This is a genomic window from Arthrobacter sp. KNU-44 (assembly GCF_051843155.1).
Lineage (GTDB): Bacteria > Actinomycetota > Actinomycetes > Actinomycetales > Micrococcaceae > Arthrobacter.
This window is the reverse complement of sequence record NZ_JBPXNG010000002.1, coordinates 4,451,295-4,472,137: the sequence shown is the minus strand read 5'-3', so window position 1 is coordinate 4,472,137 and position 20,843 is coordinate 4,451,295. Positions and strand designations below refer to the sequence as shown.

Annotated in this window: 18 protein-coding genes; 8 read left to right on the top strand and 10 right to left on the bottom strand. The window is 63.0% G+C overall.

Features of this window, described 5'->3' with window-relative positions; all coding sequences use genetic code 11:
* Nucleotides 1–70: 70 nt before the first annotated feature.
* Both qcrA and qcrB read left to right on the top strand, forming a co-directional pair.
* The gene (gene qcrA / locus ACSVHC_RS21940; RefSeq protein WP_437770034.1) at nucleotides 71–1,141 is read left to right on the top strand and encodes a cytochrome bc1 complex Rieske iron-sulfur subunit; all 1,071 of its coding nucleotides are present in this window, start codon (nucleotides 71–73) and stop codon (nucleotides 1,139–1,141) included.
* Nucleotides 1,119–2,792, top strand: coding sequence for a cytochrome bc1 complex cytochrome b subunit (gene qcrB / locus ACSVHC_RS21935; protein ID WP_437770035.1), 1,674 nt, complete (start codon nucleotides 1,119–1,121; stop codon nucleotides 2,790–2,792). The genes qcrA and qcrB overlap by 23 nt, the downstream gene beginning before the upstream one ends.
* Before the next feature lie 92 nt (nucleotides 2,793–2,884).
* Here the strand turns inward: qcrB and ACSVHC_RS21930 are convergent, their stop codons facing one another.
* On the bottom strand, nucleotides 2,885–3,676 hold the full coding sequence (locus tag ACSVHC_RS21930) for a GntR family transcriptional regulator (RefSeq protein ID WP_236810892.1): 792 nt from the start codon (nucleotides 3,674–3,676) through the stop codon (nucleotides 2,885–2,887).
* 164 nt (nucleotides 3,677–3,840) lie between these two features.
* Between ACSVHC_RS21930 and ACSVHC_RS21925 the strand changes: the two genes are divergently transcribed.
* Nucleotides 3,841–4,134, top strand: a complete 294-nt coding sequence (locus tag ACSVHC_RS21925) for an HPr family phosphocarrier protein (protein ID WP_236810890.1) — start codon at nucleotides 3,841–3,843, stop codon at nucleotides 4,132–4,134.
* A gap of 99 nt (nucleotides 4,135–4,233) precedes the next feature.
* Here ACSVHC_RS21925 and ACSVHC_RS21920 read toward each other — a convergent pair whose 3' ends face one another.
* The 5 genes from ACSVHC_RS21920 to ACSVHC_RS21900 all read right to left on the bottom strand — a co-directional run bounded on the left by ACSVHC_RS21920 (nucleotide 4,234) and on the right by ACSVHC_RS21900 (nucleotide 9,399).
* Complete coding sequence (locus tag ACSVHC_RS21920; RefSeq protein ID WP_265977369.1) at nucleotides 4,234–4,635, bottom strand: cytochrome c oxidase subunit 4; 402 nt, start codon at nucleotides 4,633–4,635, stop codon at nucleotides 4,234–4,236.
* Nucleotides 4,632–6,350 (bottom strand): aa3-type cytochrome oxidase subunit I, encoded by a 1,719-nt coding sequence (gene ctaD / locus ACSVHC_RS21915; RefSeq protein ID WP_059390002.1) that lies wholly within the window; start codon nucleotides 6,348–6,350, stop codon nucleotides 4,632–4,634. Before ctaD ends, ACSVHC_RS21920 begins: the two co-directional genes overlap by 4 nt.
* Before the next feature lie 10 nt (nucleotides 6,351–6,360).
* Nucleotides 6,361–7,233 (bottom strand): aa3-type cytochrome oxidase subunit II, encoded by an 873-nt coding sequence (gene ctaC / locus ACSVHC_RS21910; protein ID WP_437770036.1) that lies wholly within the window; start codon nucleotides 7,231–7,233, stop codon nucleotides 6,361–6,363.
* Between the two features lie 182 nt (nucleotides 7,234–7,415).
* Nucleotides 7,416–7,802 (bottom strand): HesB/IscA family protein, encoded by a 387-nt coding sequence (locus ACSVHC_RS21905; RefSeq protein ID WP_059390004.1) that lies wholly within the window; start codon nucleotides 7,800–7,802, stop codon nucleotides 7,416–7,418.
* Nucleotides 7,803–7,971: 169 nt separating this feature from the next.
* The gene (locus ACSVHC_RS21900) at nucleotides 7,972–9,399 is read right to left on the bottom strand and encodes a dipeptidase (RefSeq protein WP_437770037.1); all 1,428 of its coding nucleotides are present in this window, start codon (nucleotides 9,397–9,399) and stop codon (nucleotides 7,972–7,974) included.
* Nucleotides 9,400–9,520: 121 nt separating this feature from the next.
* Between ACSVHC_RS21900 and ACSVHC_RS21895 the strand changes: the two genes are divergently transcribed.
* Nucleotides 9,521–10,114, top strand: a complete 594-nt coding sequence (locus ACSVHC_RS21895) for a DUF3043 domain-containing protein (protein WP_236810884.1) — start codon at nucleotides 9,521–9,523, stop codon at nucleotides 10,112–10,114.
* Between the two features lie 133 nt (nucleotides 10,115–10,247).
* On the opposite strand, the gene ACSVHC_RS21890 is transcribed toward ACSVHC_RS21895, so the two are convergent.
* Complete coding sequence (locus tag ACSVHC_RS21890; protein ID WP_439181306.1) at nucleotides 10,248–11,315, bottom strand: quinone-dependent dihydroorotate dehydrogenase; 1,068 nt, start codon at nucleotides 11,313–11,315, stop codon at nucleotides 10,248–10,250.
* A gap of 68 nt (nucleotides 11,316–11,383) precedes the next feature.
* On the opposite strand from ACSVHC_RS21890, the gene ACSVHC_RS21885 reads away from it, so the two are divergent.
* The 3 genes from ACSVHC_RS21885 to ACSVHC_RS21875 are packed head-to-tail and all read left to right on the top strand — an operon-like array spanning nucleotide 11,384 to nucleotide 15,192.
* Nucleotides 11,384–13,066 carry an FAD-binding dehydrogenase gene (locus ACSVHC_RS21885; RefSeq protein WP_439181305.1) on the top strand — a complete coding sequence of 561 codons (1,683 nt, stop codon included), beginning with the start codon at nucleotides 11,384–11,386 and terminating at the stop codon, nucleotides 13,064–13,066.
* A 9-nt stretch (nucleotides 13,067–13,075) separates the two neighbouring features.
* Nucleotides 13,076–14,122, top strand: coding sequence for an alpha/beta hydrolase (locus tag ACSVHC_RS21880; RefSeq protein ID WP_437770040.1), 1,047 nt, complete (start codon nucleotides 13,076–13,078; stop codon nucleotides 14,120–14,122).
* Nucleotides 14,119–15,192 carry an alpha/beta hydrolase gene (locus tag ACSVHC_RS21875; RefSeq protein WP_439181304.1) on the top strand — a complete coding sequence of 358 codons (1,074 nt, stop codon included), beginning with the start codon at nucleotides 14,119–14,121 and terminating at the stop codon, nucleotides 15,190–15,192. The genes ACSVHC_RS21880 and ACSVHC_RS21875 overlap by 4 nt, the downstream gene beginning before the upstream one ends.
* Nucleotides 15,193–15,231: 39 nt before the next feature.
* Here the strand turns inward: ACSVHC_RS21875 and ACSVHC_RS21870 are convergent, their stop codons facing one another.
* From ACSVHC_RS21870 to leuA, 3 genes are all read right to left on the bottom strand, one after another.
* Nucleotides 15,232–16,050: an isoprenyl transferase gene (locus tag ACSVHC_RS21870; protein ID WP_437770042.1), complete on the bottom strand. Its 819-nt coding sequence runs from the start codon at nucleotides 16,048–16,050 to the stop codon at nucleotides 15,232–15,234.
* Nucleotides 16,051–16,052: 2 nt separating this feature from the next.
* The gene (gene recO, locus ACSVHC_RS21865) at nucleotides 16,053–16,808 is read right to left on the bottom strand and encodes a DNA repair protein RecO (protein ID WP_345447763.1); all 756 of its coding nucleotides are present in this window, start codon (nucleotides 16,806–16,808) and stop codon (nucleotides 16,053–16,055) included.
* An 83-nt stretch (nucleotides 16,809–16,891) separates the two neighbouring features.
* Entirely contained in the window at nucleotides 16,892–18,631 is a 1,740-nt protein-coding gene (leuA, locus tag ACSVHC_RS21860; RefSeq protein WP_437770043.1) for a 2-isopropylmalate synthase, read from the bottom strand.
* 253 nt (nucleotides 18,632–18,884) lie between these two features.
* On the opposite strand from leuA, the gene ACSVHC_RS21855 reads away from it, so the two are divergent.
* Nucleotides 18,885–20,837, top strand: a complete 1,953-nt coding sequence (locus tag ACSVHC_RS21855) for a M13 family metallopeptidase (protein WP_437770044.1) — start codon at nucleotides 18,885–18,887, stop codon at nucleotides 20,835–20,837.
* Nucleotides 20,838–20,843: the final 6 nt, after the last annotated feature.

The following is a 20,843-nucleotide window of genomic DNA, read 5'->3' as shown; positions in this document are numbered from 1 at the left end:
CCCACAGCAGTTTTGAATTGAACATTAACCCGGTTACGGCCGGGACAACGAGAGAAGGATGAGGCGAATTATGGGCAACCATAGTGACGGCAGTCCGAACCACTCGGGCACCGTAGCTACGGCTGGTCAGAATGATGTGGAGAAGTTCCAGGATCCTGGGCTTCCTCCGCACCGTTTGCGCCTGGCTGACACGGACCCGAGAGCCGCTAAGCGAGCCGAGCGACAGGTGGCCATACTGTTTGGCATCTCCGTCATCGGCACGGTGATCTTCCTGGTGTCGTACTTTGCCATCGATCTTGGGCAAGACTCCACGATCGCAACGATCCGCACCCAAAACCTGTTGCTTGGCCTGGGCACCGCATTTGCGATGCTCGGGATCGGCACCGGCATCGTGCACTGGGCCAAGGCCCTCATGCCGGACCACGAGGTTTCGGAAGAGCGCCACGCCATCCGCACCGAGGAAGACCGGCAGGCGGCCGTGCGAATCGTCGAGGACATCGTCGAGGAAACCGGCATCAAGCGTCGCCCGCTGATCCGCAACACCCTTTTGGGTGCCGTGGCACTGGCGCCTCTTCCGGCTTTGGCAGTATTCGGTGACCTTGGTCCCCGTCCCGACAACACGCTCGCACACACCATGTGGGCTCCCCAGGACGGCAAGCTCAAGCGCCTCACCCGCGACCCTGACGGAACTCCGATCAAGGCATCGGACGTGACCATCGGTTCCGCATTCCACGTGATCCCGGAAGGCCTCAACGAACTCCAGGAAGGCAAGCTCAACGCGAAGGCCAAAGCCGTCGTTTTGCTCATGCGCCTCAACCCGGATGACTTGACCATTTCCAAGGGCCGCGAAACCTGGAGCTACAACGGAATCGTTGCCTACTCCAAGATCTGCACCCACGTCGGTTGCCCGGTTGCTCTTTACGAGCAGCAAACGCACCACCTGCTGTGCCCGTGCCACCAGTCAACCTTCGACCTCACCAAGGAATGCAAGGTTATCTTCGGCCCCGCCAGCCGTCCGCTCCCCCAGCTGCCCATCGCGGTGGACGCTGAGGGCTACCTCGTAGCCACGAGCGATTTCAAAGAACCTGTAGGACCGAGTTACTGGGAGCGTGACGAGCATGAGCGCCTCATCAACAGCTGAAGTCCCCTTCGTACCGAAAACCAAGGTTGGCCGGATCACGGACTTCGTTGACGAGCGCGTCGGCGGATCCGGAATCCTGCGTGAATTCGGCCGGAAGGTCTTCCCCGACCACTGGTCCTTCATGTTCGGTGAGGTGGCGCTGTATTCCTTCGTCATTCTCCTGATGTCCGGTACCTTCCTGACGTTCTTCTTCGACCCGTCCATGGCTGAGACCCACTATTCGGGTTCGTACACCCCGCTCACGAATGTCGAAATGTCCGTCGCGTACAACTCGTCGCTGAACATTTCCTTCGACATTCGCGGCGGCTTGTTCTTCCGCCAGGTCCACCACTGGGCGGCTTTGCTGTTCGTGGCGTCGCTTGGTGTGCACATGCTGCGCGTTTTCTTCACCGGCGCTTTCCGCAAGCCGCGTGAAATGAACTGGGTAGTGGGCGGCGTCCTGCTCATCCTGGCCATGGCTGAAGGCTTCACCGGATATTCCCTTCCCGATGACCTGCTCTCCGGCAACGGCCTGCGAATCATCGACGGTGTCATCAAGTCCATCCCGGTGATCGGAACGTACATCTCGTTCTTCCTTTTCGGAGGCGAGTTCCCGGGTACAGCCATCATCGGCCGCCTGTACGTGCTGCACATCCTGCTCGTTCCTGCCATGATTCTGCTGATGATCGTCATCCACCTCTTCATGGTGGTTGTGCACAAGCACACGCAGTACCCCGGCCCGGGCCGCAACGACGGCAACGTCGTCGGTTACCCCCTGGGACCGGTTTACGCCGCTAAGGCCGGCGGCTTCTTCTTCATCGTGTTCGGTGTCGTCGCGCTCATGGCTGCGATGTTCACGATCAACCCGATCTGGAACTACGGACCGTACGACCCCTCCCCTGTGTCGGCAGGTACCCAGCCTGACTGGTACATCGGCTTCGTCGATGGCGCCTTGCGGCTCATGCCTGGCGTTGTCAACGACTTCCACTTCGAATACATCATCTTCGGCCACGTGCTGACCCTGAATGTGCTGCTGCCTGCATTGGTTCCCGCCGGCATCATTTTCACGGTGCTGTTCATGTACCCGTGGATCGAACGCTGGATCACCAAGGACAACCGTGAGCACCACGTTCTGGACCGTCCTCGCAACGCTCCTACCCGTACTGCCATCGGCGTCGCAGGGTTTACCTGGTACTGCGTCATGTGGGCGGCGGCCGGCTCGGACCTCATCGCAACGCACTTCCACGTTGCCCTGAACGACGTCACGTACTGGCTGCGCACGCTGTTCTTCATTGGCCCGATCATTGCGTTCATGGTGACAAAGCGCGTGGCGCTTGCGCTGCAGCGCAAGGACCGCGAGATTGCCCTGCACGGCCGCGAAACGGGCCGCATCGTGCGCTTGCCGCATGGTGAGTTCATCGAGGTTCACGCGCCACTGGACGACTACAAGCACTACAAGCTTGTGGGCTTCGAATCGCTTTCCCCGTTGCCGGCTGAGCCGAACGAGCATGGCGTCGTCACCCCGAAGGAGAAGCGCCGCGCGGCGCTGTCCAAGTGGTTCTTCGAAGACCGTGTTGCTCCGGCAACGCCGGCTGAGCTTGAAGCCGCTCACGGACATGGCCACCATGAGGCCATCGAGTCCGGCGAAGAGCACAAGAGCCTTAGCCACTAGCTCCAGCAGATAGCACAGATAAGGCCCCGTCCATGTGGACGGGGCCTTATCTCGTTCTTCGGGCTTCCAAGCGGGCGGTTCCCGGCTTTGTGCTAGTGGGTGCGGTACCCCGTCGATTGGCTCCGGGTGGACCGGACGCCCGGGCGCTGCAACGGGACCCACAACTTGTACCGGTCAGCCCTGTAGTAGGAGACGGAGTAGTCCACCATCGCGCGTGCGACGAATGCGTGGCGCTGGATCTTGAGCAAGGGAGTTCCGACATCTACGTTCAAGAGCCGCGCCGTTGACGGCGAAGCTGCTGTTGCTTCGATCATGTCCTCTCCCCACTCCATCACCAGTCCGTACTTCTCACTCAGCACGTTGTAGAGGGATGTGGGGGGCGCATCGTCCAGGAGACCTGGCACGCGATGGGCAGGGATGAAGTTCTCGTCCACGCTCATGGGCTCGTTGTCAGCGAGGAGGAGCCGTCTGAAGCGGACCAACGGCGTCCCTTCCTCCAGCTGGAGCTCCCTCGCGAGGAAGGCGCTGGCCGAGATTTGTTCAAAGCTCAGGACCTTGGCCGCCGGGACCATGCCGCGGCGCTGCATTTCCTCGCTGTACGACGTGAGCTTCACCTGGAGGTCGAGCTTCGGTTTGCGGACGAAAGTTCCCAATCCAACCACGCGTTCAATGACCTCCTCGCCGACGAGGGCATCAATGGCCTGCCGCACCGTCATCCTGGCAAGCCCGAAGCGTTCGGAAAGGTCCCGCTCCGAAGGCAGCGCCGCACCGGGTTTGCAGGACTCGGAGATGTAGCTGCGCAGGATCTCGCGCAGTTGAACGTAGATGGGAGTGCCGCTCTTGCGGTCGATCTCCCCCGCGATACGTGCTGCCTCAGCGGGCACGACGGTCTCCGGCCACGAAATCTCTCATGAAATAAGCGTAGGCCAATCCACGGGCAGGTCTAGACCAGTTGATCGCCGCGGACGGCGCCGTCGTGTTGCGGCGCTAGGCTTGTATGGATCAAAATCGCAGTCGGCATCTGGCCGTCCGAATCAAAGGAGCCGGTTTGCCCGAGCACAAAGCCATCGTCGCCGCAGAGATCGGTCTCCATGCACGGGCTGCTGCCATGTTCGTGCGGGCTGTGACCGCCACGGGCCTTCCAGTGACGATTCGTAAGCCCGGCCAGCAAGCAGTGGATGCCCGGTCATTGCTCGAGGTCATGACCGAAGACTTCGGCCACGGGTGCGAGGTGGTGCTGTCGGTCTCCGGTGAAGCGCTGCAAGCCGGCCGCACGCTTGATGAGGTCAATGATGCCTTGGCTGCGCTTTCGGCCGTCCTGGAGGCCGTAGAAGGCCAGTGAGCCGGCAATCGTGTTGAGTGTGCGCCTCGTGCCACATCCGGATATAACGACGGCGGGCCCCACCAATTGGTGGGGCCCGCCGTCGTTATTCAAGAACTTCTAGTGCGCGTGGTCTCCACGGCTGTATTCGAAGACCCAACCGACCAAGGCCACGAGGGCCAGGCCAGCGGCGACAAACGTGATCCAGAAACCTATGGCAAGGCCAAGGAAGCCACCGGCACACGCCAGGCCGAGGACCAGCGGCCACCAGCTCCAGGGGCTGAAGTGTCCCTGCTCGCCAGCGCCCTCGTGGATCTCAGCGTCCGGTCGGTCTTCCGGGCGCATGCCGACCCGCTTGCCGGTGAAACCGAGGTAGCCGCCGATCATGCCTGCCAGACCACCGACCAGGAGAATGCCGAGGGTTCCGACCCACTCAGACCAGTGGGTCAGGAAGCCGTAGGCCAGTGCGACGGGGACGAAGAAAAAGCTCCCGGCTCCAAAAATCCATGATTCGATTTTCACTTGGCGTCCTTCTGATCAGCGTTGCCGAGCACCTTTGCTGCCGGCTCGGGGCTCTGTGCAGTGTGGTGCTGAGCGAGTTCCGGGTGGTGGAGGTCCAGGGCAGGACGTTCGGAACGGATGCGGGGCAGCGAGGTGAAGTTGTGTCGCGGCGGCGGGCAGGATGTGGCCCACTCGAGCGAAGCGCCGAAGCCCCAGGGATCGTCCACTTCTACCTTCTTGTTGCTGCGCCAGGTGATGTAGACGTTCCAGAAGAACGGCAGGAGCGAGGCGCCGAGCACAAAGGATGAGATGGTGGAGAACTGGTTCATCCAGGTGAAGCCGTCCTGCGGCATGTAGTCCGCGTAGCGTCGGGGCATGCCCTCGACGCCGAGCCAGTGCTGGATCAGGAACGTGCCGTGGAAGCCCAGGAACAGAAGCCAGAAGTGGATCTTGCCGAGGCGCTCGTTGAGCATCTTTCCGGTCCACTTGGGCCACCAGAAGTAGAAGCCTGCGAACATGGCGAACACGACAGTTCCGAAGACGACGTAGTGGAAGTGCGCGACGACGAAGTAGGAGTCCGAGACGTGGAAGTCGAGCGGCGGGGAGGCCAGGATGATGCCGGTCAGGCCGCCGAAGAGGAAGGTGACCAGGAAGCCGATGCTCCAGAGCATGGGCGTCTCGAAAGTAATCGAGCCCTGCCACAGCGTGCCGATCCAGTTGAAGAACTTCACGCCGGTGGGTACCGCGATCAGCATCGTCATGAACGAGAAGAACGGCAGCAGCACCGATCCGGTGACATACATGTGGTGCGCCCAGACGGTAACCGACAGGGCGGCGATGGCGATGGTCGCGTAGACCAGGCCCTTGTAACCGAAGATCGGTTTGCGGCTGAATACCGGGAAGATCTCGGACACGATGCCGAAGAAGGGCAGCGCAATGATGTAAACCTCGGGGTGGCCGAAGAACCAGAACAGGTGCTGCCACAAGACAGCCCCGCCGTTCTCCGGGTCGAAGATGTGTGCGCCGAAGCGGCGGTCGGCACCGAGCGCGAAGAGCGCGGCGGCGAGCGGCGGGAAGGCCATGAGAACCAGGATTGCCGTCACGAGGGTGTTCCAGGTGAAGATCGGCATGCGCCACATCGTCATGCCGGGAGCGCGCATGCAGATGATCGTGGTAATGAAGTTCACGGCACCCAGGATGGTTCCGAAACCGGACAAAGCCAGACCGAAGACCCACAGGTCTCCGCCCACGCCCGGGGTGAACGTCGTGTCCGACAAGGGGGCATAGGCGAACCAGCCGAAGGAGGCGGCACCTTGCGGGGTGATGAAGCCGGACACCGCGATGGTGGAGCCGAAGAGGAAGAACCAGAAGGCCAGTGCGTTCAGTCGCGGGAAGGCAACATCGGGGGCGCCGATCTGAAGAGGCATGATGACGTTCGCGAAGCCTGCGAAGAGCGGCGTCGCGAACATCAGCAGCATCACGGTGCCGTGCATCGTGAAGAGCTGGTTGTACTGCTCCTTGGTCTGCAGGATCTGCATGCCGGGCTCGAAGAGCTCGGCGCGGATCAGCAGCGCCATGACACCACCCAGGCAGAAGAACACGAAGGACGCGATCAGGTACATGTACCCGATGGTCTTGTGGTCGGTGGAGGTGATCCAGTTGACGACGATGCGTCCCTTGGACTTCGGTACTACCGGAGCGTCAAGGACTCCGGCGGATTGAGTGTAAGTAGCCACGTCGCTTCCCTTAATTCTTTGCGTTCAGGTTCGGGTTGCGGTCGTACTTCGAATCGAGAAGACCGGTGTTGCCGCTCTGGCGAAGTTGGGCCATATGAGCCTGGAACTCAGCCTCGGAAACGACCTTCACGCGGAACAGCATCTCTGAGTGGTATTCACCGCAAAGTTCGGCGCACTTGCCGTCATAGGTGCCCTCCTTGGTGGGGGTCAACCTGATGTAGTTGGTCTTGCCGGGGATCATGTCGCGCTTCTGAAGGAAGGCGGGTACCCAGAAAGAGTGGATGACGTCGCGGGAATTCAATTCCAGGTCAACCGACTTGTTGACCGGCAGGTACAAGGTGGGGAGCTTGTCCTTGTCCACGTTGTTGCCCGTGAGGTGCGCCTGAACGCCGGCCTCGTGAAGGTCTTCGGCGATGACCGGGCCCTTCACGTAATTGAAGTCCCAAGCCCATTGCTTGCCGCGGACGTCAATCGTGACGTCGGCCGCCTGGGAGCGGTCATCGATTGCACGCTGGTCCTGATCCGTGAAGTAGAAGAACACCAGCACCATGAACAGCGGAATGGTCAAATAAAAGACCTCCAGAGGGAGGTTGTAGCTAAGCTGCTTCGGGAAACCCGTGGTGCCCTTGCGGCGGCGGTAGGCGATGATGCACCAGACCAGCAAGCCCCAAGTAATAATGCCGACGGCGAGGGCGGCGATCCATGAGTTGACCCAGAGGTCCATGATCCGATCGGTGTTGCTGGTGGTTCCACGTTCCGTGGGCAACCAGCCTTTTTCTACCTCTGGTGAACATCCGGTCAAAACCAACGCGCCGGCTAGTGCCAAGCCAGTGATCGAGGTGATCTTTATGCGTCGGCTGCCGGTTCGGTTCTGCGAACTCACAGACGGCCCTTCCTCTTGTTGCTGCAGCCCGGCCGGCCGGAAGCCCACCGGGCACACTAAAGTTTTACTACCCGATGTAGAGCTTACCGCTACCGAGCGGTTTTCGCCGACATGCTGGCCCAGTGCGTCGGCCCGGGTTCAACCCGTTCCTGAACTGGGCCAACAGTCTGCGAATGCCCGGGTTAGTGGAACGAATCGCCGCAGGCGCAAGACCCGCCGGCGTTGGGGTTGTCGATGGTGAAGCCCTGCTTCGAGATCGTGTCCTCGAAGTCTATGCTGGCACCGCTCAGGTAAGGCACGCTCATCTTGTCGACAACCACTTCGACGCCGTCATAATCGCGGACGGCATCGCCGTCGAGCAGGCGCTCGTCGAAGTAGAGCTGGTAAATCAGGCCCGAGCATCCGCCCGGCTGAACAGCGACGCGGAGCCGCAAGTCCGTGCGGCCTTCTTGTTCGAGAAGGCTCCGGACCTTACCTGCGGCGACATCGGTCAACTTGACCTCGTGCTCAGGAAGCTCGCCGCCTGCGAGCTGCGCTCCGGTGCTGTTTTCGTTGGTTGCAGTGCTCATTGGCCTACCTTCTTATGAAGCTCTTGGCGGCTGCGCCTTCGCGCTGCCTGCCCTTACCCAAATACGTGCGGGCTATAGCTACATGCTACGTCGAGCCGGCGCATAGCTATAACTTCTAACGTAACCGCAGGGAGCGTTACCTTGTTCCCCGGTCGATGCAGGCGGGGGCTCAGAGGCCTTCCGTGTTCAACCTGGCGAGCATCAGTGCCTCAGCCAGGACGGCATTGCGGAAATCGCCGATGTGAAGCGATTCGTTGGCGCTGTGGGCCCGTGAGTCAGGGTCCTCGACGCCAGTCACCAGGATCTGGACATCGGGATAGGTTTCCGTGAGATCCGCGATAAACGGTATGGATCCACCGATCCCCATTTCGACAGCGGGCACGCCCCAGGCTGCACCGAGTGCCCACATTGCGATCCGGGCCGCCGCCGATTCCGTATCGGTGGAGAAGGCGTTGCCCCGCTCCCCCGGTACGAACGTCACCTTCGCTCCGAAGGGCGCGTTCGCCTGCAGGTGCCTTCCCACGGCGTCCATGGCGGCATCGGGATCCTGCCCGGGGGCCAAGCGCAGGCTGAACTTTGCCCGCGCAGAGGGAAGCAGTGTGTTGGATGCGACGTCGACGGCGGGTGCGTCGATGCCGATGATCGACAACGCGGGCTTGGTCCAGAGCCTTGAGGCGATGCTGCCGCTGCCGGCGAGCCGTACGCCGTCGAGCACGGAGGCGTCGGCGCGGTACTGCTCCTCATCAACGTCCTCTACTACGTCATCCCTGGCTACCAGCCCCTCGATGGCCACGTTGCCGTCGTCGTCGTGCAGGGTGGCGATGAGGCGGGACAGAAGGGTCGGCGCGTCCAGTACGGGACCGCCGAACATGCCGGAGTGCACTGCGTGATCCAGGACCCGAACTTCGAAGGTGCCGTCCACCAGTCCGCGGAGGCTTGTTGTCAGCGCGGGAACGCCGACTTTCCAATTGCTTGAATCCGCCACAACAATGACGTTCGCTTCGAGGAGCTCGCGGTGTGTTTCGAGGAAAGTCCGGAACGTCGGCGAGCCCGCCTCTTCTTCGCCCTCGAAGAACAAGGTGACCCCAAGGCCGAAATCGTCTCCCAGCACCTGGGTTACAGCGGCATAAGAAGCCAGGTGGGCCATGATTCCGGCCTTGTCGTCGGCTGCGCCACGGCCATAAAGGCGGCCATCCCGCTCTTCGGCGACGAAGGGTTCGGTGTCCCACAAGGTCACGTCGCCCGGAGGCTGCACATCGTGGTGCGCGTAAAGCAGGATCGTTGCTTTGCCCGGCGCGGCAACGCGGCGAGCAACGATGGCGGGGCCTCCGGGAGTCCCGTCGGCCTTGTCGCAGCGCAGGATCTGTACGTCGCGGAAGCCCGACTCGCGGACCAGCGACGCGACAGCCTCGGCGCTCCGCTCCAGTTCCGCCGGGTCAAAGCTGGGCCAGGCGATCCCCGGGATGGCAACCAGGTCCTTCAAACGGGTCATGGTCTCGTCGAAGGAAGCATCGATCGAGGACTTGAGCGCATCAACATTGATTGTGCCGGAGCCGCCGGAAAAGGTCTGCGGGATCTCCGCATTCATTGAAGTCATGGCGAAAACACTACCGCCGGGAGTGGCGCTGGGGAACCGGACCTGGCGGCGTGGCGGGCTCCTTCGCCGGGCGGCACGTCACGTCGACTTTGGGGCGGTTCCTGCGGGGTATTCTGTAGTGGTGTTTGGACGTAAAAAGGATGAGCCGAGCGCTCAAGACCAAGTAGACCAGCTTGCCGCAGATGCCGCCGTGAAAGGCGCTGGCAAGGGCGCTCCCACGCCCAAGCGCAAGGAACAGGAAGCGGCCCGCAAGCGGCCCCTCGTGCCGACGGACCGCAAGGCCTCGAAGGAAGCCGAGCGCATTGCCGTGCAGGATCAGCGCCAGAAAATGCGCCAGGCCTTGGACACCGGGGATGAGAAGTACCTGCCGCTGCGGGACAAGGGACCCCAGAAGCGCTTTGCGCGCGACTATGTCGATGCCCGTTTCAGCCTGGGTGAGTACCTGATGTTCGGTGCCTTGCTGTTCGTGGTTATCTCCTTCGTCATTCCCTCAGGCAGCGACGCCCTGAGCTATATCCTGATCGGCTTCTGGGTCATGTTCCTGGCTGTCTTCGCGGACGTGTTCATCCTTTCCCGCAAATTGCGCAAGGGCCTGACGCAGAAGTTCGGCGACGTCGAGCGTGGGACGGTCTGGTACGGCAGCATGCGTTCCCTGCAATTCCGTCGCCTGCGCCTGCCGAAGCCGCAGGTGCAGCGAGGCCAGTACCCCGCTTAATACTCCCCGATCGCCAAGGACAGCAGTCCGACGAATCAAAAAGACCCTGGAACAGCTGTTCCAGGGTCTTTTTGTCCGCACTTGGCGGTTCAGGTGCAGTTCAGATGCTCGTCTCCCTGTTTAGCGGCGACGCTTAACTGCGCCGTTTGGCCAAGGCCTTGTTGATGCCGGCGGCCCAGAACGGACCTTCGTAGAGGAATGCCGTGTATCCCTGAACGAGGGTTGCCCCGGCATCGAGCCGCTCCTGCACGTCGGCCGCGGACTGCACGCCGCCGACCGCGATGAGCACGAGGCCCTCCCCCACCGCAGCCTTCAGCCGGCGCAATACCTCGAGCGAACGCCCCTTGAGCGGCGCACCGGAGAGTCCGCCGGCGCCGCACGCTTCCACTTTGCCCGGATCCGAAACCAGGCCTTCCCGGCTGATGGTGGTGTTTGTGGCGATGATCCCGTCGAGCTTGAGGTCCAAGGCGAGCCGGGCGACGTCGTCGATGTCTTCGTCGCTCAGATCCGGCGCGATCTTGACGAGCAGCGGCACGTGTCGGCCGGCGGATTCGTCCGCGGCTTCTCCGACCGCTCGCAGGAGGGGACGAAGCGTCTCGACGTTCTGGAGCAGTCGCAGTCCCGGCGTGTTGGGCGAGCTCACGTTCACTACCAGGTAGTCGGCGGCGGGTGCCAGGCTGCGGGCGCTGACCAAATAGTCCTCAACGGCGTCGTCGAGCTCGACAACCTTGGTCTTGCCGATATTGACTCCGATCACGGGACGAACGCCCGAATGCGTCCGCTGCAAAGCCGCCCTCGCAGCCTTGAGCCGCGGGGCCACGGCCGCCGCGCCGTCGTTGTTGAAGCCCATGCGGTTGATCACGGCCTTGTCCTCGATCAAGCGGAAAAGCCGTGGCTTCTCGTTGCCGGGCTGCGCCTGGCCGGTGATCGTTCCCACTTCCACGTGGCCGAAGCCTAGTTCAGCGAGGGCTTCGATTCCGTGGCCCTCTTTGTCGAAGCCGGCCGCAAGGCCGAAGGGCGAAAGGAACGTCAGCCCGAAAGCCTCCGTGCGCAGGGAGGGGTGCGGAGCCGTCATTTTGGCCAGGACGCGTCCTGCGCCTGAGCGGTGTGCGTAGCGGATCGCCTGGAAGCCGATCTTGTGGGCTTTTTCGGCATCCATCCAGGAGAAGGCCAGCTTGAAGAATGTGGGGTAAACGCGCATGGTACTAGTTTTCCGGTTTACGGGTCGCGCACCAAACCAAGGCGGTTACCGGGCGGTAGCATGTACGAATGCCGAGCAATCCACTTGATGGAGTTCACTCCCAGGCAATCATCGAAGCCGATGTCGTCATTATTGGCGCGGGATTGTCGGGACTGGTCGCCGCCGCCCAAGCCTACGCCGACGGCAAACGGGTTGCTGTCCTGGACCAGGAGCCTTCGGCGTCCGTGGGCGGCCAGGCGCATTGGTCTTTCGGTGGCTTGTTCCTGGTCAACTCCCCCGAGCAGCGGAGGCTGGGCGTCAAGGACAGTGCCGAGCTCGCCTTGAGCGACTGGCTGGCGTCCGCGGCCTTTGACCGGCCCGAAGACTTCTGGGCCCGGCGGTGGGCAGAAGCTTACGTGGATTTCGCCGCCGGCGAGAAGCGCCGGTGGCTGAACTCGCTTGGGGTGCGGCTCTTTCCGCTCGTGCAGTGGGCCGAACGCGGCGGCTATGGTCCCCAAGGCCACGGCAACACTGTCCCGCGGTTCCACGTCACGTGGGGCACGGGACCAGGCGTCGTGCAACCGTTCCTGGCGAAAGTGCACGAAGGCGCGGCCCGCGGGAGGATATCCCTGCACTTCCGGCACCGCGCCACGCAGATCACGACGACGGCGGGCCGCGTCACGGGGGTCGGCGGCGAGATCCTGGAGGCGTCCGGAGCCGGACGCGGCGAAGCGTCGGCAAGGACCGTCGTCGGGCACTTTGAGGCGACCGCGGGTGCGATCATCGTGACCACCGGCGGGATCGGCGGGAACCACACTTTGGTGCGGAGGCAATGGCCCGACGGTAACGCGCCGGAACACATGCTGAGCGGTGTACCTGCATCCGTCGACGGCGAGTTCCTCGCTGCCGCCGCAGCCGCCGGCGGGCGGCTCATCAATGGCGACCGCATGTGGCACTACCCCGAAGGCATCCACAACCACTCCCCTGTGTGGCCTTCGCACGGCATCCGGATACTGCCCGGTCCGTCGTCGCTGTGGATTGACGCGACGGGAAGGCAGCTGCCAGCCCCGCTGTTTCCGGGCTTCGACTCGCTGGGCGCCCTCCGGCATATCCTGGCGAGCGGGCACGGGCATTCGTGGTTTGTGTGCAACCGCACCATCGCGCTGAAGGAGTTCGCCCTCTCAGGCTCGGAACAGAACCCGGACCTCACTGGCAAGGACATCAGGCTCCTTGCCTCCCGGCTCAGTCCCGGCAGCGACTCGCCGTTGCGCCTCTTCCTCGACCGTGGCGTGGACTTCCTGCAAGCCGCAACGGCCGCCGAGCTCGCCGCGAAAATGAACGCGCTGACAGGTTCAGCGCTGGTAGATCCTGCCCGGCTCGATTCACTCATCCAGGATCGGGACCTGCAAGTGGCGAGCGGGCTGGGCAAGGATCCGCAGCTCGCCGCGATCCGGGCGGCCCGGCGATTCGCCACCGACAAGATCATGCGGGTGGCCCCGCCGCACCGGCTCACCGACCCGAAGCACGGCCCGCTCCTGGCTGTCCGGCTCTCTGTCCTGACGCGTAAGAGCCTCGGCGGGCTTGAGACGGATCTGCGTTCACGCGTGCTCGACGATACCGGAGATCCCGTCCCGGGCTTGTATGCAGCCGGCGAGGCTGCCGGCTTCGGCGGTGGAGGAGTCCATGGCTACCGGGCATTGGAAGGAACGTTCCTCGGCAGCTCCATGTTCACCGGACGCGCAGCCGGACGCGATGCCGCGGCGAGTGTCTAAGCTGTTCCCATGGAGTGGCAGACCGATATCCTCGGTGCGGACTTCGAAAGTTGCGCATTCGAGGCGGCCGGACCTGATGGAGTTGTCCGGCGCGCAACGCTCGTCCGCCATGTCCCGCGCCAGGGCACCGGCGGCCCGGGTGATTCTCTCCCGCCGGCCAACCGTTCGGTCCTGTTCCTGCACGGCTGGAGCGACTACTTTTTCAACGTTGCCCTGGCAGAGTTCTGGACTGGACAAGGCTTCCATTTCTACGCGTTGGACATGCACAACCATGGCCGCAGCCTGCAGGCAGACACACCTGGCGGTTACGTTGAGCACCTGAACGACTACGACGCCGAAATCAGCAAAGCCATCGGCATGATCCGTTCCGCAGACCAGCGTGAACAGGAAGCCGGTTCATTGACCCTCATGGGACATTCCACCGGGGGCCTCGTAGCCGCTTTGTGGGCCAGCAGCCACCCTGGCTCCGTCCAGTACCTCGTACTCAATAGCCCGTGGCTTGAAATGCACGGAAGTTCCGTGGTCCGGCGTGCAGCGCAGACGATGGTGAAACCGCTCGCACGGTTCTGGCCCAAGACAATCCTGCGCTTGCCCGAACGCGGCTTCTACTTCCGCAGCATCAGCAGCTCGGCCGAGGGAGAATGGCTCCTCGACGAAAAATACCGCCCGCCTTTGGCGTTCCCCATGCGGGCCGGCTGGCTCAGCGCGGTCCTCAGCGGCCACACAAGGGTGGCCCGGGGTCTGAGGATAGACATCCCGATCCTGGTCCTGATTTCCGGGGCGAGCGCCAACGGCATGGTCTGGCAGGAGTCCATGCGGCATTCGGACGCCGTCCTGGACGTCAACACCATGGCCGTCCGTGCCATGACCCTTGGCCGGACCGTCACCCTGGAACGGGTGGATGGCGGCCTCCACGACGTCTTCCTGTCGGCCGGTCCGGTGCGCGCCGATGCCTACGACAGGCTTGCGCGCTGGATTCACGGGTACATCACCAACGGGCCAGGGACGGACCGTGCGGGAGGCCAGGAGCTTGGACAAGCGGGGGAAATGCCATGACCACGGAACTGGGATTGCCGGTCTGGCAACGGGACTTTCTGGACGGCGGTTTCGAGGCCTTGAAGCTCGAACTTCCACCGGACGAAGAGGGGCCGGTCTGCGCAACCCTCGTCCGGCACGTCCGCCCGGCGGCCGCACCATCGGTGCAGCACGGACTCCTGGATGCGCTGACGGCATTCACTCGACGCCGGCGCCGGAGCGACGTTCCCGTTACCAAGGGGCCGCCGAGGGTGGTGCTGTATATCCACGGCTGGGCCGACTACTTCATGCAGACAGAACTGGCCGAGTTCCTGGGCGCCTCGGGGTTCCATTTCTATGCGCTCGACCTGCGCAAATTCGGGCGGAGCCTGCGGCCGGGCCAAACTCCCGGCTACACCACAGACCTGACGGTCTATGACGAAGACCTCGACGCCGCCCTGCAGGCCATCCGGCAGGATATCGCCGAGCTGACGGGCAGCGCGGAGGCAGCTACCATCCACCTCCTGGCCCATTCGCTGGGCGGCCTGATCGCGGCGCTCTGGGCTGACCGGAATCCCGGCCGCATTGCCACGCTGACGTTGAATTCGCCGTGGCTGGAGCTCCAAGGCAGCAGCCTGATCCGCAGCATGGCGATGCGTCTTGTGGAACCGTTTGCGCGCACGGACCCCAAGCGTCCTTTCCGCTTCCCGGAGATGCCGGCCTACTGGGAAAGCGTGAGCAACCTGGCCCACGGCGAATGGACCCTTGATCCGGAATGGAGGCCGCGGGCGTCCTTCCCGATCCGCGCAGGGTGGACCAAGGCAGTCCTGGCGGGCCACGCCGCCGTCGAACGCAAACTCAATATCGACGCGCCGGTGCTCGTGTTACTTTCCGGCCGGACCCGGATCCAGGCTGAGTGGACCGCGGAGCTTATGCGCGTCGACGCCGTGATCGACGTCGAGCAGACTGCCCGCCGGGCACTGGGCCTCGGGCGCCGGACGGCGGTATTCCGCTATCCGGGTGCACTCCATGATGTGTTCCTGTCACGGCGGACCGTCCGGCAGCAGGCCTACAGGGACGTGGCCATCTGGTTGGCTTCCTATCCGGACTGAGCGGTTTCAACGCACGCTCGTGCTAGTTCCGGGCCGCGGTCAACGGGGTGCCGCAGCGTCTACCGCGCCTCCATATCGGCGGTCCCGTTTGGCATAGATCTCGACGGCGTCCCACAAAGTCCTGCGATCAACGTCGGGCCACAGTGTGTCCATGAAGACGAACTCCGCATAGGCCGATTGCCACAAGAGGAAGTTTGAGAGGCGCTGCTCACCTGAACTGCGCAAAAACAGGTCCACATCCGGAAGGTCCGGTTCATCGAGGTACTTCTGGATGGTCTTCTCAGTCACGGAGCCGGGCTTCAAGCGCCCATCAGCCACATCCTTGGCAATCGCGGCCACGGCATCGGCGATTTCGGCGCGCCCGCCGTAGTTAACACACATGGTCAAGGTGCACGTGTCGTTGCCGCGCGTGTACTCCTCGGCTTCCTCCAGCTCCTTGATGACGGAGCCCCAGAGCTTGGGCCGCCGGCCTGCCCAGCGGATCCGCACGCCCCATTCGTCGAGCTGGTTGCGTTGCCGACGTAGCACGTCCTTGTTAAATCCCATGAGGAAGCGCACTTCTTCAGGAGAACGGCGCCAGTTTTCGGTGGAGAAAGCGTAGACACTGACGTACTTGATGCCCAGTTCGATCGCACCCGCCATCACATCCAGCAGGGCCGGCTCCCCGGCCTTGTGGCCCTCGATGCGCGGAAGGCCGCGCTGGTTCGCCCAGCGGCCGTTGCCGTCCATGACGATCGCCACGTGCCGCGGTACCAGTTCGGCAGGGATGGCCGGCGGCCTGGCGCCCGAGGGATGGTGGTAGGGGGCCCTCACCGGAGTGGTCCGCGCCGTTGCCGTCTTCTTTTTTCCCAGTGCCACTTTCAGCTTCGCTCCACATGTTTGAGGGACTTCAATGCTCGTTCAAGGTGCCATTGCAGGTAACTTGCCACCAGTCCGGCGGCCTCGCGGCGATGCAAGGATTCGGACACATCCGCAGTGGCCCAGTCTCCCGTCAGCAGCGCACCCAGCAAGACGACGGTCTCGGGAGCGGGTGCCGGCGAGCCGGGCGGGCGGCAGTCGTTGCAGATCATTCCGCCCAAGGGAGCGGAGAAGGCTGTGTGCGGACCTCTCGCCCCGCAGCGGGCGCAATCCGTGAAACTGGGTGCCCAACCGCCGGTTGCCAAAGCGCGGAGCAGGTAGGAGTCAAGAATGAGTTCCGGCGGGTGGTCGGAACGGCTCAAGGCGGCAAGTGCCCCGACAAGGAGGTTGTATTGGGCCGTTCCCGAATCGGCGTCGGCGTCCGTCAGTTTCTCCGCCGTTTCCGTCATGGCGGCAGCGGCGGTGTACCGGGAGTAATCGGCGGCGATCGAGCTCCCGTAGGCTCCTTTGGCGACAGCCTGGGTGACGATGTCCAAGGTGCGGCCGGAAACGAGTTGCAGGTCAGCCACCATGAACGGCTCCAAGCGGGCACCGAACCGGCTACTGGTACGCCGTACGCCCTTGGCAACCGCCCTTACTTGTCCGTGGTGCTTTGTCAGCAAAGTGATGATGCGGTCCGCTTCGCCCAGTTTGTGGGTGCGCAGCACTACGGCATCGTCCCGATAGGACCGCGCTGCGAACGACGAAGGATTGGCCACAGTTAATCTTCGCACCACACCGGGCCTTATCGGGTCCGGCGAAGCCGTGCGGCGCCGTGTTGGCGGCGCCGCACGGCAAATGGCTATGCCCGGACGGCCCGGATGGCTCGGTTGACGGCGGAGATGACTGCCTTGAGCGCCGCGGTGCTCGTGTTGGGATCGATACCGACTCCCCAGAGGACCCGCTCGCCAACGGCGCATTCAACATATGCTGCGGCAGTGGCGCTGCCACCTTCGGAAAGGGCATGTTCGGAGTAGTCCAGGACGCGGACGTCCACGCCGTCTTGACGGAGGATGTCCAGCATGGCCGCGATCGGGCCGTTGCCCGTGCCGGTCCGCTGGACCACCGTGCCGTCAATGCGCAGGGCTGCATGCAGGGAAAGCTCGCCGGACTCATCGGTCTCGGTGCGGATGGAACCCAGCGAATAGCGTCCCCACTGGCCATCGGCTGTGCTGGCCGGCAGGTACTCGTCCTGGAACATCGCCCACAGCTGGGCTCCGCTGACTTCGCCGCCCACGGTGTCGGTGCGATGCTGGATGACGCCGGAGAACTCGATTTGTGCCCGGCGCGGCAGGTCCAGGCTGTGCTCGTTCTTGAGCAAGTACGCCACACCGCCCTTGCCGGACTGGGAGTTGACGCGGATGACGGCCTCGTAGCTGCGGCCCAGGTCCTTCGGATCGATCGGCAGGTAGGGAACCTGCCACGTGAAGTCGTCGACGGCCTTGCCGGCCGCGGCAGCTTCCTTCTCGAGGGCTTCGAAGCCCTTCTTGATGGCGTCCTGGTGCGAACCGGAGAACGCCGTGAATACCAGATCGCCGCCATACGGGGAACGCTCGGGAACGGGCAACTGGTTGCAGTACTCCACGGTCCTGCGTACCTCGTCGATGTCCGAGAAGTCGATCATCGGATCGACGCCTTGGACGAACATGTTAAGGCCCAGGGTGACCAGGTCCACGTTGCCGGTACGCTCGCCGTTGCCGAACAAGCAGCCTTCGATGCGGTCGGCGCCGGCCAGGTAGCCCAACTCCGCGGCGGCAACGCCTGTGCCGCGATCGTTGTGCGGGTGGAGGGAAATGATGATGCCTTCACGGGGGTGCAGGTTCCGGTGCATCCATTCGATGGAGTCCGCGTAGACATTGGGGGTGGCCATTTCCACGGTGGCGGGCAGGTTGATGATGACCTGCTTGTCCGCGGATGCTTCGAAAACATCGGCGATCGCGTTGCAAACGCGTGCTGCGTACTCAAGTTCGGTCCCCGTGAAGGACTCCGGCGAGTACTCGTACGTGATGTGGGTGTCCGTGAGGGTTTCCTCGTACTTCTTGCACAAACGGGCACCCTGGAGGGCGATGTCCAGGATCCCGTCCTCGTCCTGGTTGAACACGACGCGGCGCTGCAGGACCGACGTCGAGTTGTACAGGTGGACGATCGCCTGCTTGGCGCCGACGAGTGATTCGTAGGTGCGCTCAATCAGGTGTTCCCGCGCCTGGGTCAGGACCTGGATGGAGACGTCATCCGGAATGTGGCCGCCTTCGATGAGCTGCCGCACGAAGTCGAAGTCTGTCTGCGAAGCGGAGGGGAAACCGACCTCGATTTCCTTGTAGCCCATCTTGACCAGCAGCTGGAACATTTTCAGCTTGCGGGCCGGGCTCATGGGGTCGATCAGGGCCTGGTTGCCGTCACGGAGGTCCACAGCGCACCAGCGCGGAGCCTTGGTGATGACCTTGTCCGGCCAAGTGCGGTCCGGCAGCTCGACACTGATCTGGTCCTGAAAAGGCAGGTACCGATGAATGGGCATTCCGGAGGGCTTTTGTGCGTTGCGCATGACTTTGGGGGCCTTTTCTCTTAATCTTTGATGGAAGATTGGCCGGGCATAGCTAACTCCGCAGCGAGGGTTGGCCTAGCGAATGATCGCCTACGAGGCCCCGCCGCGGCAGCTAAGGAGAAGCATTCCTGCACGCACCATTTCACAGTAACACGGGTGCGTATGATGACAATGCAATACCAGAAGCAACGTCCACTATGCAGACGCGGTAACGGCGGTGAGCCGGTTCCGCTCGTCGTCCGAAGGAGTTCTTGTGCCACAGTCGGGGATCACACTGTCCAACATCGATGAAACCGTCAGGCCGCAGGACGACCTTTACCAGCACGTCAACGGGGCGTGGCTGAAGTCAACGGTCATCCCCGACGACCGCCCGCTTGAGGGAACGTTCACCGCGCTGCGGGATGGCGCTGAACTGGCAGTCAAAGCGATCATCGAGGAAGCTGCCGCAAAGGGCGAGGACGCCAGCGGCATCGAACGCAAAGTAGGCGGGCTCTACAACAGCTTCATGGACGAAGAGGCCACCGAAGCCAAGGGTATGGAGCCTATCCGCGCCCGGCTTGCGGAGGTCTTTGCTACGGCTTCGCCGGCCGAAGTGGTTGCCCTGACCGGGCGGCTGTTCCGCTCGGATGTGTCCGGCCTGTTTTCCATCTACCCCGCTCCCGACGCCGGGAACCCGGACCGGGTCCTGTTGTACATCGGCCAGGGCGGACTTGGCCTTCCCGACGAGTCCTACTATCGGGACGAGAAGTTCGAAGGCATTGTCAGCGCCTATGCGAAATACGTCACCAAACTCTTCGGCCTGGGAGGCATTCCCGACGCCGACAATGCCGCGGCGCGCGTTGTCGCCCTCGAAAAGGCCCTTGCCTCGCACCACTGGGACAACGTCACCCTTCGCGATCCGCAGAAGACCTACAACCTCAAGACCGCGGAGGAGGGCCGTGAACTATTCCCCTACCTTGATTCCTGGTTCGATTCTGCCCGGATTGAAGCAGGCAAATTCACCGAGCTGGTGGTAAGCACTCCTGATTTCTTCGCGGGTGCGTCCTCCCTCGTCGAGACCGAGTCCCTTGCCACGTGGCAAGAGTGGCTGGCCCTGCGTGTGCTCAATGCCGCCGCCCCCTATCTCTCGTCGGCGTTCGTGGACGCAAACTTCGATTTCTACGGCACCACCCTGAGTGGCACTCCGCAGAACAAGGACCGCTGGAAGCGCGGAGTCGCCGTCGTCGAAGCCGCCCTTGGTGAAGCGGTCGGCCAGATCTACGTTGAGCGCCACTTCCCCGAAGGCTACAAAGCCAGGATGCAGACGCTGGTTGCCAAACTGATCGAGGCTTACCGCGAGAGCATCACGGCGCTCGACTGGATGGGTGACGACACCAAGGCTGAAGCGCTGAAAAAGCTTGAGGCCTTCCGGCCCAAGATTGGTTTCCCGGACAAGTGGATTGACTATTCCGCCGTCGACATTGATCCGGGTGATCTTCTGGGGAACGTCGAGCGGGCACACAACGCCGACGTCGACCGCCACCTCGATGAGGTCGGCAAGCCGGTCGATCTCGACAAGTGGCTCATGACCCCGCAGACGGTCAACGCGTATTACCACCCCATGCTGAACGAGATTGTCTTCCCCGCGGCCATCCTGCAACCGCCATTCTTCACGGCGGAAGCCGACGACGCGGTCAACTACGGAGGCATCGGCGCCATCATCGGCCATGAAATCGGCCATGGCTTCGACGACCAAGGCTCCCAGTTCGACGGGAGTGGAGCGCTGCGGAATTGGTGGAGCGAGGAAGACCGCAAGGCCTTCGAAGCACTGGCGGCGAAACTTGTTGCCCAGTTCGATGCCCTTGCCCCCTATGCCGCTCCCGAGCACAAGGTCAACGGGAAGCTCACGCTCGGCGAAAACATCGGCGATCTGGGCGGCCTGACCATCGCCTACAAGGCTTATCTCCTGAGCCTTGAGGGTGCGGAACCTCCCGTCCTCGAAGGCCTGACCGGCCAGCAGCGCTTCTTCATGTCCTGGGCTGCCGGCTGGCGCCAGGTCATTCGTCCCGAGGAAGCCATCCGGCGCGTCGCTACGGATCCGCACTCCCCCAACGAGTTCCGGACCAATGCCATCGCCAAGAACCTGGACTCGTTCCATGAGGCGTTCGCGGTGGAAGCCGGGGATGGAATGTGGTTGTCGCCTGAGGACCGCGTCAGCATCTGGTAGGCAGCG

Excerpts from the sequence above, each read along its gene's own strand:
- qcrA (WP_437770034.1), top strand. The coding sequence starts at position 71 with ATGGGCAACCATAGTGACGGCAGTCCGAACCACTCGGGCACCGTAGCT.
- qcrB (WP_437770035.1), top strand. The coding sequence starts at position 1,119 with ATGAGCGCCTCATCAACAGCTGAAGTCCCCTTCGTACCGAAAACCAAG.
- ACSVHC_RS21905 (WP_059390004.1), bottom strand. The coding sequence starts at position 7,802 with ATGAGCACTGCAACCAACGAAAACAGCACCGGAGCGCAGCTCGCAGGC.
- ACSVHC_RS21900 (WP_437770037.1), bottom strand. The coding sequence starts at position 9,399 with ATGACTTCAATGAATGCGGAGATCCCGCAGACCTTTTCCGGCGGCTCC.
- ACSVHC_RS21890 (WP_439181306.1), bottom strand. The coding sequence starts at position 11,315 with ATGCGCGTTTACCCCACATTCTTCAAGCTGGCCTTCTCCTGGATGGAT.
- ACSVHC_RS21885 (WP_439181305.1), top strand. The coding sequence starts at position 11,384 with ATGCCGAGCAATCCACTTGATGGAGTTCACTCCCAGGCAATCATCGAA.
- ACSVHC_RS21880 (WP_437770040.1), top strand. The coding sequence starts at position 13,076 with ATGGAGTGGCAGACCGATATCCTCGGTGCGGACTTCGAAAGTTGCGCA.
- ACSVHC_RS21875 (WP_439181304.1), top strand. The coding sequence starts at position 14,119 with ATGACCACGGAACTGGGATTGCCGGTCTGGCAACGGGACTTTCTGGAC.
- leuA (WP_437770043.1), bottom strand. The coding sequence starts at position 18,631 with ATGCGCAACGCACAAAAGCCCTCCGGAATGCCCATTCATCGGTACCTG.